12 protein-coding genes are annotated in these 13,164 nt (G+C 63.5%); 8 read left to right on the top strand and 4 right to left on the bottom strand.

Annotated elements, in window-relative coordinates:
- Window positions 1–34 precede the first annotated feature (34 nt).
- The 4 genes from BLT98_RS13010 (at window position 35) to BLT98_RS12995 (ending at window position 4,321) form a co-directional block, all read left to right on the top strand.
- Window positions 35–2,104 (top strand): M3 family metallopeptidase, encoded by a 2,070-nt coding sequence (locus BLT98_RS13010; protein ID WP_092608305.1) that lies wholly within the window; start codon window positions 35–37, stop codon window positions 2,102–2,104.
- Window positions 2,105–2,109: 5 nt separating this feature from the next.
- A complete protein-coding gene (locus BLT98_RS13005) occupies window positions 2,110–2,535 on the top strand; it encodes a DNA polymerase III subunit chi (protein ID WP_092608721.1) in 426 nt (141 codons plus the stop codon).
- Window positions 2,532–2,909: a hypothetical protein gene (locus BLT98_RS13000; RefSeq protein ID WP_092608302.1), complete on the top strand. Its 378-nt coding sequence runs from the start codon at window positions 2,532–2,534 to the stop codon at window positions 2,907–2,909. Before BLT98_RS13005 ends, BLT98_RS13000 begins: the two co-directional genes overlap by 4 nt.
- A 269-nt stretch (window positions 2,910–3,178) precedes the next feature.
- A complete protein-coding gene (locus tag BLT98_RS12995) occupies window positions 3,179–4,321 on the top strand; it encodes a branched-chain amino acid ABC transporter substrate-binding protein (protein ID WP_092608299.1) in 1,143 nt (380 codons plus the stop codon).
- A gap of 91 nt (window positions 4,322–4,412) precedes the next feature.
- Here BLT98_RS12995 and BLT98_RS12990 read toward each other — a convergent pair whose 3' ends face one another.
- A complete protein-coding gene (locus BLT98_RS12990) occupies window positions 4,413–5,315 on the bottom strand; it encodes a LysR family transcriptional regulator (protein ID WP_092608296.1) in 903 nt (300 codons plus the stop codon).
- A gap of 91 nt (window positions 5,316–5,406) precedes the next feature.
- On the opposite strand from BLT98_RS12990, the gene BLT98_RS12985 reads away from it, so the two are divergent.
- Window positions 5,407–6,420, top strand: a complete 1,014-nt coding sequence (locus tag BLT98_RS12985; RefSeq protein WP_092608293.1) for an NAD-dependent epimerase/dehydratase family protein — start codon at window positions 5,407–5,409, stop codon at window positions 6,418–6,420.
- Between the two features lie 21 nt (window positions 6,421–6,441).
- Here BLT98_RS12985 and BLT98_RS12980 read toward each other — a convergent pair whose 3' ends face one another.
- Window positions 6,442–6,753, bottom strand: coding sequence for a c-type cytochrome (locus BLT98_RS12980; protein ID WP_034786554.1), 312 nt, complete (start codon window positions 6,751–6,753; stop codon window positions 6,442–6,444).
- Window positions 6,754–7,098: 345 nt separating this feature from the next.
- Complete coding sequence (gene ilvD, locus BLT98_RS12975) at window positions 7,099–8,964, bottom strand: dihydroxy-acid dehydratase (protein ID WP_070281371.1); 1,866 nt, start codon at window positions 8,962–8,964, stop codon at window positions 7,099–7,101.
- A gap of 182 nt (window positions 8,965–9,146) precedes the next feature.
- Here ilvD and BLT98_RS12970 point away from each other — a divergent pair, with 182 nt between their 5' ends.
- The 3 genes from BLT98_RS12970 to BLT98_RS12960 all read left to right on the top strand — a co-directional run bounded on the left by BLT98_RS12970 (window position 9,147) and on the right by BLT98_RS12960 (window position 12,644).
- Entirely contained in the window at window positions 9,147–10,058 is a 912-nt protein-coding gene (locus tag BLT98_RS12970; protein ID WP_092608290.1) for a LysR family transcriptional regulator, read from the top strand.
- 79 nt (window positions 10,059–10,137) lie between these two features.
- Window positions 10,138–10,968, top strand: coding sequence for a prolipoprotein diacylglyceryl transferase (gene lgt, locus BLT98_RS12965; RefSeq protein ID WP_034786551.1), 831 nt, complete (start codon window positions 10,138–10,140; stop codon window positions 10,966–10,968).
- Window positions 10,969–11,126: 158 nt separating this feature from the next.
- Window positions 11,127–12,644 carry a GGDEF domain-containing protein gene (locus BLT98_RS12960; protein ID WP_092608287.1) on the top strand — a complete coding sequence of 506 codons (1,518 nt, stop codon included), beginning with the start codon at window positions 11,127–11,129 and terminating at the stop codon, window positions 12,642–12,644.
- Here the strand turns inward: BLT98_RS12960 and BLT98_RS12955 are convergent.
- Window positions 12,641–13,105: an EVE domain-containing protein gene (locus BLT98_RS12955; RefSeq protein WP_034786549.1), complete on the bottom strand. Its 465-nt coding sequence runs from the start codon at window positions 13,103–13,105 to the stop codon at window positions 12,641–12,643. The two genes, BLT98_RS12960 and BLT98_RS12955, sit on opposite strands and share 4 nt — an antisense overlap.
- Window positions 13,106–13,164: the final 59 nt, after the last annotated feature.

The following is a 13,164-nucleotide window of genomic DNA, read 5'->3' as shown; positions in this document are numbered from 1 at the left end:
GCCTGACCGCCCCTTTTAATATATGGAACCGACGATGACTACCAATCCCCTGCTTGATTTTTCCGGCCTGCCACGCTTCGACGCGATTACGCACGAGCATGTCACGCCTGCCATCGATACCTTGCTGGCCCAGGCGCGCGCCACGGTGGCGCGGCTGGAAGCGCCCATGGAAGAAGTGAGCTGGGAAAACTTCGTCGCCCCCCAGGACCAGATCGCCGAAACCCTGGGCCGCGCCTGGAGCATCGTCAACCACCTCAACAGCGTGGTCGATACGCCGGAACTGCGCGCCACCTACAATGCGAACCAGCCCAAGGTGACGGAATTCTGGACCGAGCTGGGCCAGAACGAAATCCTCTTCGGCAAATACAAGCAACTGCAGGCGCGCGCCGATTTCGCCAGCCTGTCGCCCGCGCGCCGCCGCATCGTCGACAATGCCGTGCGCGATTTCCGCCTCGGTGGCGCCGAGTTGCCCGAGGACAAGAAAGAGCGCTTTGGCGCCATCCAGGAAGAACATGCGGCCGTCTCGACGCGTTTTTCCGAAAACGTGCTCGACGCCACCAATGACTACAAGCTGCTGGTCGAGAGCGAAGCTGAACTGGCCGGCTTGCCCGACGACGTGAAGGCGGCCGCGCGCGCCGCCGCCGAAAAAGCGGGCAAAGCGGGCTATGAATTCTCGCTGCACTTCCCGTCCTATTACCCGATCCTGCAATTTGCCGACAACCGCGCGCTGCGCGAAACCATCTACCGCGCCAACGCCACCAAGGCCTCGGACCAGGGCGACGTCTTCAGCAAAAAAGAGGACTGGGACAATACGCACAACATCGTTACCCTGTTGCGGTTGCGCAACGAAGAAGCACAGCTGCTCGGCTACGCCAATTTCGCCGAAGTGTCGCTGGTCTCCAAGATGGCCACCTCGCCCGCGCAAGTGATCGCCTTCCTGGAAGACCTGGCGAAACGCGCGCGCCCGTTCGCCGAGAAGGACTTGGCAGAACTAAAACAATTCGCGAAGGAAGAGCTGGGCATTGCCGAACTGCAAGCGTGGGACGTGCCTTACGCTTCCGAAAAACTGCAGGAACGCCGCTACGCGTTCTCGGCCCAGGAAGTCAAACAGTACTTCCCTGAACACAAGGTGATCGACGGCCTGTTCCGCCAGATCCAGAACCTGTTCGCGGTCGAGATCAAGCCCGATACGGCGCCCGTGTGGCACCCGGACGTGCGTTTCTACCGCATCGAGCGCGACGGCATACTGGTCGGCCAGTTCTACCTGGACCTGTATGCGCGCGCGGGGAAAAGCGGCGGCGCATGGATGGACGACGCGCGCGGCCGACGCGCCGACGCGCAACACGTGCAAACGCCGATCGCTTATCTCACCTGCAACTTCACGGAACCGGCCGTGGTCGACGGCAAGGTACAGCCAGCCCTGTTCACGCACGATGAAGTGATCACCCTGTTCCACGAATTCGGCCACGGCCTGCACCACATGTTGACGGTGGTCGACGAGCTGGGCGTGTCGGGCATTTCCGGCGTCGAATGGGATGCCGTGGAACTGCCGTCGCAATTCATGGAAAACTTTTGCTGGGAATGGGACGTGCTCGAGCACATGACGGCCCATGCCGTCACGGGCGCGCCGCTGCCGCGCGCGCTGTACGACAAGATGCTGGCCGCCAAGAATTTCCAGTCCGGCTTGCAAACCCTGCGCCAGGTGGAGTTTTCCTTGCTCGACATGCATTTGCACTATGACTACGATGCCAGCACGGGCCAGAGCGTGCAGCAGCTGATCGACGGCGTGCGCGCCAAGTTCGCGTTGCTCATCCCCCCCCCGTTCAACCGCTTCCAGAATGCCTTTGGACATATCTTCTCCGGCGGCTACGCGGCTGGCTACTACAGCTACAAATGGGCCGAGGTGCTGTCCGCCGACGCGTATGCAGCGTTTGAAGAAGCCAGGGCGCTGGGACCGGCCGCCACCACGGCGGCGGGCAAGCGCTACCTGCAAGAAATCCTGTCCGTCGGCGGCTCGCGCCCCGCGCTGGAATCGTTCACGGCCTTCCGTGGCCGCGAGCCGTCCATCGACGCCCTGCTGCGCCACAGCGGCATGGCCGCTTGATCGCCATGAGCCGCGTCGATTTTCACAGCAATGTGCCGGACAAGCTGGCCTACGCCTGCCGCCTGGCCCGCAAGGCCTACATGGCCGGCAACAAGGTCGTCGTGCTGGCGGCCGACAGCGCCCAGCTCGACGCCTTGAACAGCGCCATGTGGACCATTTCCGCCACGGATTTCCTGCCCCACGTGCTGGCCGGCGATCCGCTGGCGGCGCAGACGCCCATCATCCTGACCGATGACGAAGCGGCCGAGCTGCCGCACCACGACATCCTCGTCAACCTGTCGCAATTGCCTCCCGCCAATTACGCGCAATTCCAGCGCGTCTTCGAGATCGTCTCCATCGATGAGCAAGATGCGCAGGCGGGCCGCCAGCGCTTCCTGCATTACCGCCAGCAAAACGTGCAGCCGACCCACTTCGTGGCAGGGAAGACATGAATCAACCGCCATTCGACCAGGGCATCCCCCTGCTGACGGAGGTGCTGCTGGGACCGGAGGCGGCGCCCGCCATGCCAGTCGAGCCTATTGTCGATGCAGCGCCGGCGTTGCCGCCAACGGTGGCGCAACCCGACTGGGACGCCATCGAACAGCGGCTGACGCAACGCATCCTGCACCAGGTGCAGGGCAAGATCGACCATCTGCTGGAAGAGCGCATCGCCCACGTCCTGCAGACGGCCCTGCAAAACGCCCTGATCGGCATGCGCGGCGCCCTGCGCGAAGATCTGCAGCAGTCGCTGGAGCAGATCGTCGCGCATGCGGTGAGCCACGAACTGGGGCATTTGCACCCTCCCTCACAGGCGCTGCAACCCTAAACTTGCTGCGCATCGTCGGGTTACGCGCTGCGCGCTAACCCGACCTACCCATCTACCCTATTCCTTCTTGCAACGCCATTCTTTGGTGCGCTCGCGCCTGCGAAATCGGTGCATCGCGCCTCACTTTGGTGATTGTTGCGACAAAATGTAAAAAGCCCGAAATGCGGCTTTGCGCCGCCTGTTTTTTGTTGTACCTTTCTTCACACGTACCGCCTGTCGAAGCGGTTTTCACGAGACGCCGCCGTATCTTTATCCATTGGAGAATGTTTATGCTGCTCAAGACCAAAGTCCTTCCTCTCGCCGTCGCCCTTGCCTTTGCCGGCCATGCGGGCGCACAGGAAATCATCAAGATCGGCCACGTCGCCCCGGTCTCTGGCGCCAGCTCCCACCTGGGCAAGGATAACGAGAACGCGGCCAAGATGGCCATCGAGGATTTGAACGCCAAAGGGTTCAAGATCGACGGCAAAGCCGTGAAATTCGTGCTGGTGCCCGAAGATGACGCAGCCGATCCCAAGCAGGGCACGGCCGTGGCGCAAAAGCTGGTCGACGCCAAGGTCAACGGCGTGGTCGGCCACCTGAATTCGGGCACGACGATTCCCGCCTCGCGCATTTACTTCAATGCCGGCATTCCACAGATTTCACCGGCGGCCACCAACCCGACGTATACCCAGCAGAAATTCAACACGGCCTTCCGCGTCGTCGCCAATGACAACAAGCTGGGTGGAACGTTGGGCGCGTATGCCGTGGGCAAGCTGCAGGCGAAGAAAATCGCCGTCATCGATGACCGCACGGCATACGGCCAGGGCGTGGCGGAACAATTCGTCAAGGGCGCCAAGAAGGCGGCCCCAGGCGTGCAAATCGTCGGCAAGGAATTTACCAATGCCAACGCGACGGACTTCAATGCCATCCTGACCAGCATCAAGTCGAAAAATCCCGACCTGATCTTCTTTGGCGGCATGGACTCCGTGGGCGGCCCCATGCTGCGCCAGATGAAAGCGCTGGGCATCAAGGCCAAGTTCATGGGCGGCGATGGCTTGTGCACGGAGCCGCTGGGCAAGCTGGCAGGCGACGCCGTGGGCGAAGACATGGTCACCTGCGCGGAAGCGGGCGGCGTGACGGGCGCGCAGCAAAAAGGCATGGACGACTTCCGCGCCCGCTACAAGCAGAAATACAATATGGAAGTGCAGCTGTACGCGCCATACGTCTACGATGCCGTGATGACCATGGCCACCGCCATGGCCGACGCGAAATCGTCGAAACCATCCGTCTACCTGCCTTTCCTGGCCAAGGTGCACTACCAGGGCGTGACGGGCCCGATCTCGTTCGACGGCAACGGCGACATCAAGGATGGCGCGCTGACCTTGTTCACCTACCGTGACGGCAAGAAGACCAAGATGGAAGTGGTCAAATAATAGAACCTACTGCGCGGCGCGATTTGCGGCCTGCGATGCTCACTGTGCATTCGCACAGCTCCGCTTCTCAGCCACAACTCACATCCGCTCGCTACGGTTCTTGCTGCCCGGCTACATAAGCCAGTAACCCTTCGGCCAGCGCGTCGAAGGTGGCGCGGCAGCGCAGGCTGCCGCGCAAGTCTTCATGCATGGTGACCCAGGTTTCCATCGGTAGCGCAAACGCTTGCGGCAACACGCGCCGCAGGGCTGGATCGCGCGCAGCCAAACCCGCCTGGCACACGCCGATGCCGGCGCCCGCGCGTATCAGGGCCAGTTGCGCCAGGTCGCTGTCGCTGCGCCAGGCGAAATTTTCCCGCGCAAATCCGTTGAAAGCCGCGCCCGCGTTGCGCACGAAGGGGCTCGCCTCGTCGTAGCCGATGACGGCATGCTGCGCCAGATCGGCCAGTACCAGCGGCGTGCCATGCCGCGCCAGGTAATCCACGTGGGCATGCAGGCCCAGTTCGATATCGCCCACCTTGCGCGCCACCAGTTGTTCCTGGCGCGGCCGCAGCATGCGCACGGCGATGTCCGCTTCCCGGCGCAGCAGATCCTGCACCTTGTTGCTCAATACTAATTCAATGATCAAGCCCGGATGGCGCGCGCGCAGGCGGGCCAGGATGGGCGGCAGCACTTCCACGCCCACCACTTCGCTGGCCGCGATGCGCACGACGCCGGCCACGCCCTGCCCCTGGCTGCTGGCGGCGCGCTGCATCAGGGCGGCAGTATGTTCCATGGTTTCCGCATGGGGCCGCAGCGCGAGGGCCACTTCCGTGGGCAGCAAGCCCAGCTGGGAGCGCGTGAACAGGGTCGCGCCCAGCGCCTGCTCGAGCGCGGCGATATGCCGGCCGACGGTGGGCTGCGTGATGCCCAGCGCGCGGGCCGCGCCGGACAGAGAACCGTGCTTCAGCACGGCCAGCAGCGAACGGTAGTATTCCCAGGCGATCGAGGTGGTCATACATAAATGTATAGCCTATGATCGATGCTCGTCAATTCCCAATTAGCCTTGCGCGGCAGATACTGGCTCCATCAACCACACGGAGGACAATATGGACAAAACGGTATTGGTACTGGGCGCGACGGGCGGCATCGGCGGCGAGATGGTCCGCCAGCTCCTGGCGGCAGGCTGGCAGGTACGCGCCCTGACGCGGGGAGAAACACCATCGCCACGCGGCGATAACATCGAGTGGCTGCGCGGCGATGCGCTGTCGCGCGCGGACGTGCTGGCGGCCGCGAAAGGCTGCGCCGTCATCGTGCACGCCGTCAACCCGCCCGGCTACCGCCACTGGGGCCGACTGGTGCTGCCCATGCTCGACAACACGATTTCAGCGGCGATTGCCGAAGGCGCCACCATCGTGCTGCCGGGCACCGTGTACAACTTCGGTCCCGACGCCTTTCCCGCATCGGGAGACTTACTTGCGGAAGATGCGCCGCAACGCCCGCTCACGCGCAAGGGCGCCATCCGCGTGGCACTGGAAGCGCGGCTGGAGTGGACCAGCACGCAGGGCGCCAGGGTCATCATCGTGCGCGCGGGCGACTTCTTCGGCCCCCGCGCCGGCAACAACTGGTTTTCGCAGGGGCTGGTGAAACCAGGCCAGAGCGTGCGCAGCGTGCTGTATCCAGGTGCGCACGGCGTGGGCCACCAGTGGTCCTACCTGCCCGACGTGGCACGCACAATGCTGCAATTGCTGGCCATGCGCGCCACCTTGCCCACGTTCTCGCGCTTTCACATGGGCGGCCACTGGGACCACGACGGCCGGCAAATGACGGGCGCGATTGCCCGCGTGGTGGACCAGGCGACAGGAACTGCGCCCGCCATCCGGCGTTTTCCGTGGTGGCTGGTGGCGCTGGCGTCGCCGTTCGTGGCGACCCTGCGCGAAATGCGCGAGATGCGCTATCTGTGGCAAACGCCCTTGGCCATGGACAATGCGCGGCTGCTGGCCGTGCTGGGCCAGGAGCCGCATACGCCGCTCGACGAGGCGGTGCGGGCGACATTGGAAGGCATGGGTAATCTGCAGAAGGCAGCGGGCAAAAAAAACGCGCCGGGATTGCCGGCGCGCTGATTGCAGTTACTGCGGCACAGATTATTTCTGTGCGAGTACCCATTTGACCAGGGTGTGGGCTTCCGCATCGCTCACTTGCGGGTTCGCTGGCATCGGGATCGCGCCCCAGGTGCCGGAACCGCCCTTCATGACTTTCGCCACGAGCTTGGCTTCCGCGTCTTTCTGACCGGCATACTTGGCAGCCACGTCCTTGAACGCAGGGCCCACCAGTTTCGTGCTCACCGCGTGGCAAGCCATGCAGTTTTTTGCTTTCGCCAGGTCCGGATTGGCCAACGCTGCTTGCGATGCCAGAGCCGATACGGCCAATACACTCACCAACATAAAACGTTTCATTGTCTTTTCTCCAAAGTTACTTCCTGCGGCATTTTACTGTGTTTCCGCAGATGCACCACGAGCCCAGATCAAGCGTTTCAATGTAGTAACGCAATGTAGTCAGGAGGCATGCATATTCTGCCCCATCTGCGCGTCCATGACCATGTTGTTTGTAAGGCGATGTAACGACAGCCGGCCCCGCGCAGCAGATCGGGGCCGGCTGTCTTACTTGCGCAACAGTATCCAACACCTGGCAAAACCGTAGCGAGCGGCAGCGAGTTGTGGCTGAGAAGCGCAGCTGTGCGGATGCACAGTGAGCATCGCAGGCCGCAAATCGCGACGCGCAGTAGGTTTTGCCTGGTGTGGTCAGCGCTTCTTCAGTTGGGAGAGGTCGCGCACGGCGCCCCGGTCAGCCGACGTCGTCAGCGCCGCATACGCCTGCAGCGCCTGCGACACATAGCGCTCGCGGTTGACGGGCAGCCAGGCAGCGTCGCCCTTCGCTTCCATGGCGGCGCGGCGCGCGGCCAGTTCACCGTCCGTCACGCGCAAATTAATGGTGCGCTCGGGGATGTCGATGTCGATGAAGTCGCCCTCTTCCACCAGGCCGATGGCGCCGCCTTCAGCCGCTTCCGGCGAGGCGTGGCCGATCACCAGGCCCGAAGAACCGCCCGAGAAGCGCCCGTCCGTGAACAGCGCGCACGCCTTGCCCAGACCTTTGGATTTGATGTACGAAGTCGGGTACAGCATTTCCTGCATGCCGGGGCCGCCTTTCGGGCCTTCGTAGCGGATGATGACAACGTCGCCTTCATGCACGGTATCGGCCAAAATCGCTTCAACAGCGGCATCCTGGCTTTCGAACACGCGCGCCTTGCCCGAGAATTTCAGGATGCTTTCATCGACGCCTGCCGTCTTGACGATGCAGCCCTTTTCCGCCAGATTGCCGTACAAGACGGCCAGGCCGCCATCCTGCGAGTAGGCGTGCGCCTTGTCGCGGATGCAGCCCGTGCTGCGGTCCGTGTCGACTGCCGCAAAACGCTCCGATTGCGAGAACGCCGTCTGCGTCGGTACGCCGCCCGGGGCGGCGCGGAACAATTCATGCACGGCCGGATTGTCCGTGCACATGATGTCGTTTTGCGCGATGGCGTCGGCCAGGGTCGGCGCGTGGATGGTCGGCAGGGTCGTGTTCAGCAAGCCGGCGCGTGCCAGTTCACCCAGGATGCCCACGATGCCGCCCGCGCGATGCACGTCTTCGATATGGTATTTGTCCGTCATCGGCGCGACCTTGCACAGGCACGGTACCTTGCGCGAGATGCGGTCGATGTCGGCCATCGTGAATTCCACTTCCGCTTCGTGCGCGGCGGCCAGCAAGTGCAGCACGGTATTCGTCGAGCCGCCCATGGAAACGTCGAGCGCCATGGCGTTTTCAAATGCGGACTTGGTGGCGATCGAGCGTGGCAGCACCGAGTAATCGTCCTGCTCGTAATGGCGCTTGGCCAGTTCGACGATCAGGCGGCCCGCGCGCAGGAACAGCTGCTGGCGGTCCGAGTGCGTGGCCAGGATGGTGCCGTTGCCGGGCAGGGCCAGGCCCAGCGCCTCGGTCAGGCAGTTCATCGAGTTGGCCGTAAACATGCCGGAGCAGGAACCGCAGGTAGGACAGGCCGAGCGTTCGATTTCCGCCACGTCTGCGTCGGACACCGTGCTGTCGCCCGCCTTGATCATGGCGTCGACCAGGTCCAGCTTGATGATCTTCTGCGTGCCGTTGACCACCTTGACGACCTTGCCCGCTTCCATCGGGCCGCCGGAAATGAAGACGACGGGGATATTGATGCGCATGGCGGCCATCAGCATGCCCGGCGTGATCTTGTCGCAGTTCGAGATGCAGACCATGGCGTCGGCGCAGTGGGCGTTGACCATGTATTCGACGGAGTCGGCGATCAGGTCGCGCGACGGCAGCGAATACAGCATGCCGCCGTGGCCCATGGCGATGCCGTCATCGACGGCGATGGTGTTGAATTCCTTGGCCACGCCGCCGGCCGCTTCAATTTCGCGCGCCACCATCTGGCCCAGGTCTTTCAGGTGCACGTGGCCGGGCACGAACTGGGTAAACGAGTTGACGACGGCGATGATCGGCTTGTCGAAGTCGCCGTCCTTCATGCCGGTGGCGCGCCACAGGGCGCGGGCGCCAGCCATGTTGCGGCCGTGGGTGGTGGTGCGGGAGCGGTATTGCGGCATGATGGACCTTCCAAAAGTGTTGGTGCCTGACTGTGCGGGCTTACAGAAAAATTCGCAGTAAAACCCTGCATGCAGTGGGGGTACGTCAGATTGCCTTGCGCGCGCCCCACTGTCAAATATATGATGCACGTGTCTGTGAGTCGTTTCATATATCACAGAACTTATTCCACATGGAAACGCATATGAACCTTGAACTGCGCCAGCTGCGCTACTTTGTCACCGTCGCCGAGGAATTGCACTTCGGCCGCGCCGCCGCGCGCCTGCACATGACGCAACCGCCCCTGTCGCAAACCATCATGGCCCTGGAAGACCTGCTGGGCGCGCCCCTGTTCGTGCGCACGCGCCGCGAAGTGCAGCTGACGCCGGCCGGCACAGCCCTGCTGCCCGAGGCGCGCCGGCTGCTGGCGCAGGCGTTCGGTTTGCCCGCGCTGGTGCAACGGGCCGCGCAGGGCGAGGCGGGGCGATTGAGCCTGGCGTTTGTTTCCTCGGCCGACTACAGCGTGCTGCCGCCGCTGCTGCGCGCGTATCAGACGGCTTATCCGCAAGTACAGATCCAGTTGCAGGAGGCCACGTCCGACCTGCAGCTGGACGAATTGCTGGCCGGGCGCACGGATGCGGGCCTGTTGATCCCGCCGCTGCCCGAAAAGGCGAAAGGGGCGCTCGACTACCTGCCCGTGCTGGCCGAACCCCTGGTGCTGGCCGCGCCGTCCGGCCTCGACATATTGAAGTCGCCGGGCGCCGTGCGCCTGCGCGACGTGCCGGCCCTGCCCTTGATCATTTTCCCGCGCGCGATCTCGCCCGCCCTGCACGACGCCATCCTCGGCGTGTTCCGCGCGGCCGGCATCACGCCGCAGATCGGCCAGGAAGCGATCCAGATGCAAACCATCGTCAGCCTCGTCTCGGCTGGCATGGGCATCGCGCTTGTGCCACAATCGGTATCGAATCTGATGCGCCCGGGCGTAGAATACAGGCCGCTGCGGGACGCCACGCCGCTGGTGGAAACGGGCCTGGCCTGGCGCCGCGACAATCCGTCCGCCGTGCTGCAAGGCTTTCTGACGCTGCTGCGCAAGCAGATAGGCCACCCGGCACGATAAATTAAGTGGCCGCTAAGGCAAAGAACCGCAAGCGCCCCCATACTACGCAACCTTGGCTTTAAACAAAGAAAGAAACTCCATGCTGATACACCCGATGCCCGACCCGATAGCCATCCAGATCGGCCCGCTCGCCGTGCACTGGTACGGCCTGATGTATGTGCTGGCCTTTGCCCTGTTTATTATCCTGGGCCGCGTGCGCATCAAGCAACCGCATATCGCCGTGCTGGGCTGGAAGAAGGAAGACCTCGATGACATGCTGTTCTACGGCATGCTGGGCGTGGTGATCGGCGGGCGCCTGGGCGAAGTGCTGTTCTACCGCCCCGAATACTTCATGCACAATCCGCTCGAGATCTTCATGGTCTGGCATGGCGGCATGTCCTTCCATGGCGGCTTCCTCGGCGTCATCCTGGCCATGTACCTGTGGAGCCGCAAGGCGGGCCGCAACCTGTTCGACGTGCTCGACTTCATCGCGCCGCTGGTGCCGCTCGGCTACGCGGCCGGCCGTCTGGGCAACTTCATCAATGCAGAGCTGCCGGGCCGCATCGCCCCGGAAACCCTGCCGTGGGCCATGCAATGGCCAGGCATTCCGTATCCCGTGCACCCGTCGCCGCTCTACCAGATGCTGGTCGACGGCATCCTGGTGTTCATCATCCTGTGGCTGTATGCGCGCAAGCAGCGTCCGCGCATGGCCGTAGGCGCCATGTTCACCCTGCTGTACGGCTGCGCGCGCTTCTTCACGGAATACTTCCGCACGCCGGACTGGGAAGTCGTGTGGCTGGGCGTGCCGATCACGTCGGGCCAGATGCTGTCCCTGCCGATGATCGTCGGCGCCATCGCGCTGCTGGTGTGGGCGTATAAAAGCCAGGTAATGGGCACGCCGCCCACCAAGGCCCGCCCGGCCAACACGTAAAACCGCTGTTCCCCCCGATGGCGCGCCAGGCAGGCGCGCCATTCTGCCTCCCCCGGCAACTTTTCCCTCAAAGCAGCACAATTTCCTTGCGGAATGAATCTTCGCTTGCGATAGAGCAATGATCGCTTTACCCTGCAGCAAGTGCAGGGCATGCAATCATGCTGTGTTGGCAATTCGAGCGGGGAGTCCCATCCATGCAGTATGCGAGGAAGACCACGACATTCTGGCTGGCGCTGGCGGGCGGCTACGTGCTGGCGCAGCTGGCCTTGACGGCCTGGGCCGGGACGCGCGGTCCCGCCGTAAGCTACCTGTTCGGCGTGATGGCGCCACTGCTGGCGCTGGCCGCCTGCTGCCGCAACGCCAGCCTGAGCACACCCGGCGTCGTGCGCACGGGCTGGGGCCTGTTTGCGGCCGCCATGCTGTTCTGGAGCGTGGGCATGGCGTTATCCGCCTGGCAAGACCTGAGCAGCCATGTGGCGTCCGACACGACGTATTTCTCCGATTTTGCCTATTTCATGTATGGCGCGCCCTTGCTGCTGGCCATTTCCTCCGTCAGCGACCGCCACCCTTCGCGCACCCTGCAATGGCTGGACGCCGTGCAAGTGCTGCTGGCAGCTTACCTGACCTATACGGCCATCTTTTCCGTCTCGCCCTTCGACCAGCGCTCGATCGCGCCGATACCCGCCAGCCTGCTGGTGACGACGTACAACGTGGAAAACCTCGTTCTGGCCTGTTGCGCCTCGCTGCGCCTGCTGGCGCACCGCCGCGATGGCGCACAAGGGCGTTTCTACCTGCTGCTCAGCGTGTTCCTGTGGTGCTACGCCGCCTGCGCAGGCGCCTATAATTACCTGACCCTGCATGCGCTGGCCGAAGCCGGTCCCAGCGAGGTACTGCCCAGCCTGCCTTTCCTGCTGCTGGCGGTGCTGGCCATGCGCGTGCAGCCGGGCGAGGAAGAAGCACGGCCGCCGCGGCCGTTGACCTTGCTGATTGACAACTTCAGCCCCATTTTTTTCACGGCAGCCCTGCTGGGACTGGGATTCGTCGTGCTGCGCGAGCATTTCTACCTGGCGGCCAGCGCCCTGTTCGTCGCGCTGACGGTCCACGCACTGCGCTCGGCCACCCTGCAAAGCCGCTACATGCAAAGCGAACGGGCTTTGCGCGAAGCCCACGACAAACTGGAAAAGCTGTCGCTGACGGATGGCTTGACGGGCATCGCCAACCGGCGCTGCTTCGACCAGACCCTGCAGCTGGAGTGGCAGCGCGCCACGCGCAACAATCAACCGCTGGCGCTGCTGATCATCGATATCGACTTCTTCAAAAGCCTCAACGATACCTTCGGCCACCCGTATGGCGACGCCTGTCTGGTGCAGATCGCGGCCGCCCTGCATTCCGCGCTGCCGCGCGCCAGCGACCTGGCGGCCCGCTTCGGCGGAGAGGAGTTTGCCGCCATCCTGCCCGCCACCGATGGCGCGGGCGCGCTGGCCGTGGCGCACAAGATGCAGGAAGCGATCGCCGCGGCCGCCATCGTCCACGCGCCGTCGCGCGGCGGCCTGGTGACGGCCAGCATCGGCCTCGCGCTGAATGACGCAGGACAGACGCCGGAACAATTGCTGGCCGCCGCCGACCAGGCCCTGTACCGGGCCAAGCAGAATGGCCGCAACCGGGTCGAAGGCTAGCCTGTCAGCTTGCCGGTAATGACTTTCCATTGCGCCGGCGTCACGGGCGTGATCGACAGACGGCTGCCCTTCTTGAGCAGCAGCATGTCTTCCAGTTCCGGCATCTGGCGCATCTCGGACAGGGGCAGCAGCGCCGTCTTTTTCACGCCGCGCACGTCGACGCTGATCCAGCGCGGCTGTTCTTGCGTGGCCTTGGCATCGAAATATTTTCCGCCCTCTTCAAACTGGCTGTGATCGGGATACGCACCGCTGGCCACTTCGGCCACGCCCGCCACGCCCGGCTGCGGGCAGCTCGAGTGATAGAACAGCACGCCATCACCCGGTTGCATGCCATCGCGCATGAAGTTGCGCGCCTGGTAGTTGCGCACGCCGAACCACGGCATGGTGTGTTTGGGCGCCGCCATCAGGTCGTCGATGCTCACTTCATCGGGTTCGGATTTCATCAGCCAATATTGTTTCATATTCACTCCCTATCAAAAGCAACAGGCGTAAAAAAACGGTTGCGCATCGATGCTGCAAC

The organism is Janthinobacterium sp. YR213 (genome assembly GCF_900099875.1).
Taxonomy (GTDB): Bacteria; Pseudomonadota; Gammaproteobacteria; order Burkholderiales; family Burkholderiaceae_D; genus Janthinobacterium; species Janthinobacterium lividum.
The sequence above is the reverse complement of the archived record's forward strand: the minus strand, read 5'-3'. Positions and strand labels throughout refer to the sequence as shown.

Coding starts and splice junctions, on each gene's coding strand:
- BLT98_RS13010 (WP_092608305.1), top strand. CDS start 35: ATGACTACCAATCCCCTGCTTGATTTTTCCGGCCTGCCACGCTTCGAC.
- BLT98_RS13005 (WP_092608721.1), top strand. CDS start 2,110: ATGAGCCGCGTCGATTTTCACAGCAATGTGCCGGACAAGCTGGCCTAC.
- BLT98_RS13000 (WP_092608302.1), top strand. CDS start 2,532: ATGAATCAACCGCCATTCGACCAGGGCATCCCCCTGCTGACGGAGGTG.
- BLT98_RS12995 (WP_092608299.1), top strand. CDS start 3,179: ATGCTGCTCAAGACCAAAGTCCTTCCTCTCGCCGTCGCCCTTGCCTTT.
- BLT98_RS12990 (WP_092608296.1), bottom strand. CDS start 5,315: ATGACCACCTCGATCGCCTGGGAATACTACCGTTCGCTGCTGGCCGTG.
- BLT98_RS12985 (WP_092608293.1), top strand. CDS start 5,407: ATGGACAAAACGGTATTGGTACTGGGCGCGACGGGCGGCATCGGCGGC.
- BLT98_RS12980 (WP_034786554.1), bottom strand. CDS start 6,753: ATGAAACGTTTTATGTTGGTGAGTGTATTGGCCGTATCGGCTCTGGCA.
- ilvD (WP_070281371.1), bottom strand. CDS start 8,964: ATGCCGCAATACCGCTCCCGCACCACCACCCACGGCCGCAACATGGCT.
- BLT98_RS12970 (WP_092608290.1), top strand. CDS start 9,147: ATGAACCTTGAACTGCGCCAGCTGCGCTACTTTGTCACCGTCGCCGAG.
- lgt (WP_034786551.1), top strand. CDS start 10,138: ATGCTGATACACCCGATGCCCGACCCGATAGCCATCCAGATCGGCCCG.
- BLT98_RS12960 (WP_092608287.1), top strand. CDS start 11,127: ATGCTGTGTTGGCAATTCGAGCGGGGAGTCCCATCCATGCAGTATGCG.
- BLT98_RS12955 (WP_034786549.1), bottom strand. CDS start 13,105: ATGAAACAATATTGGCTGATGAAATCCGAACCCGATGAAGTGAGCATC.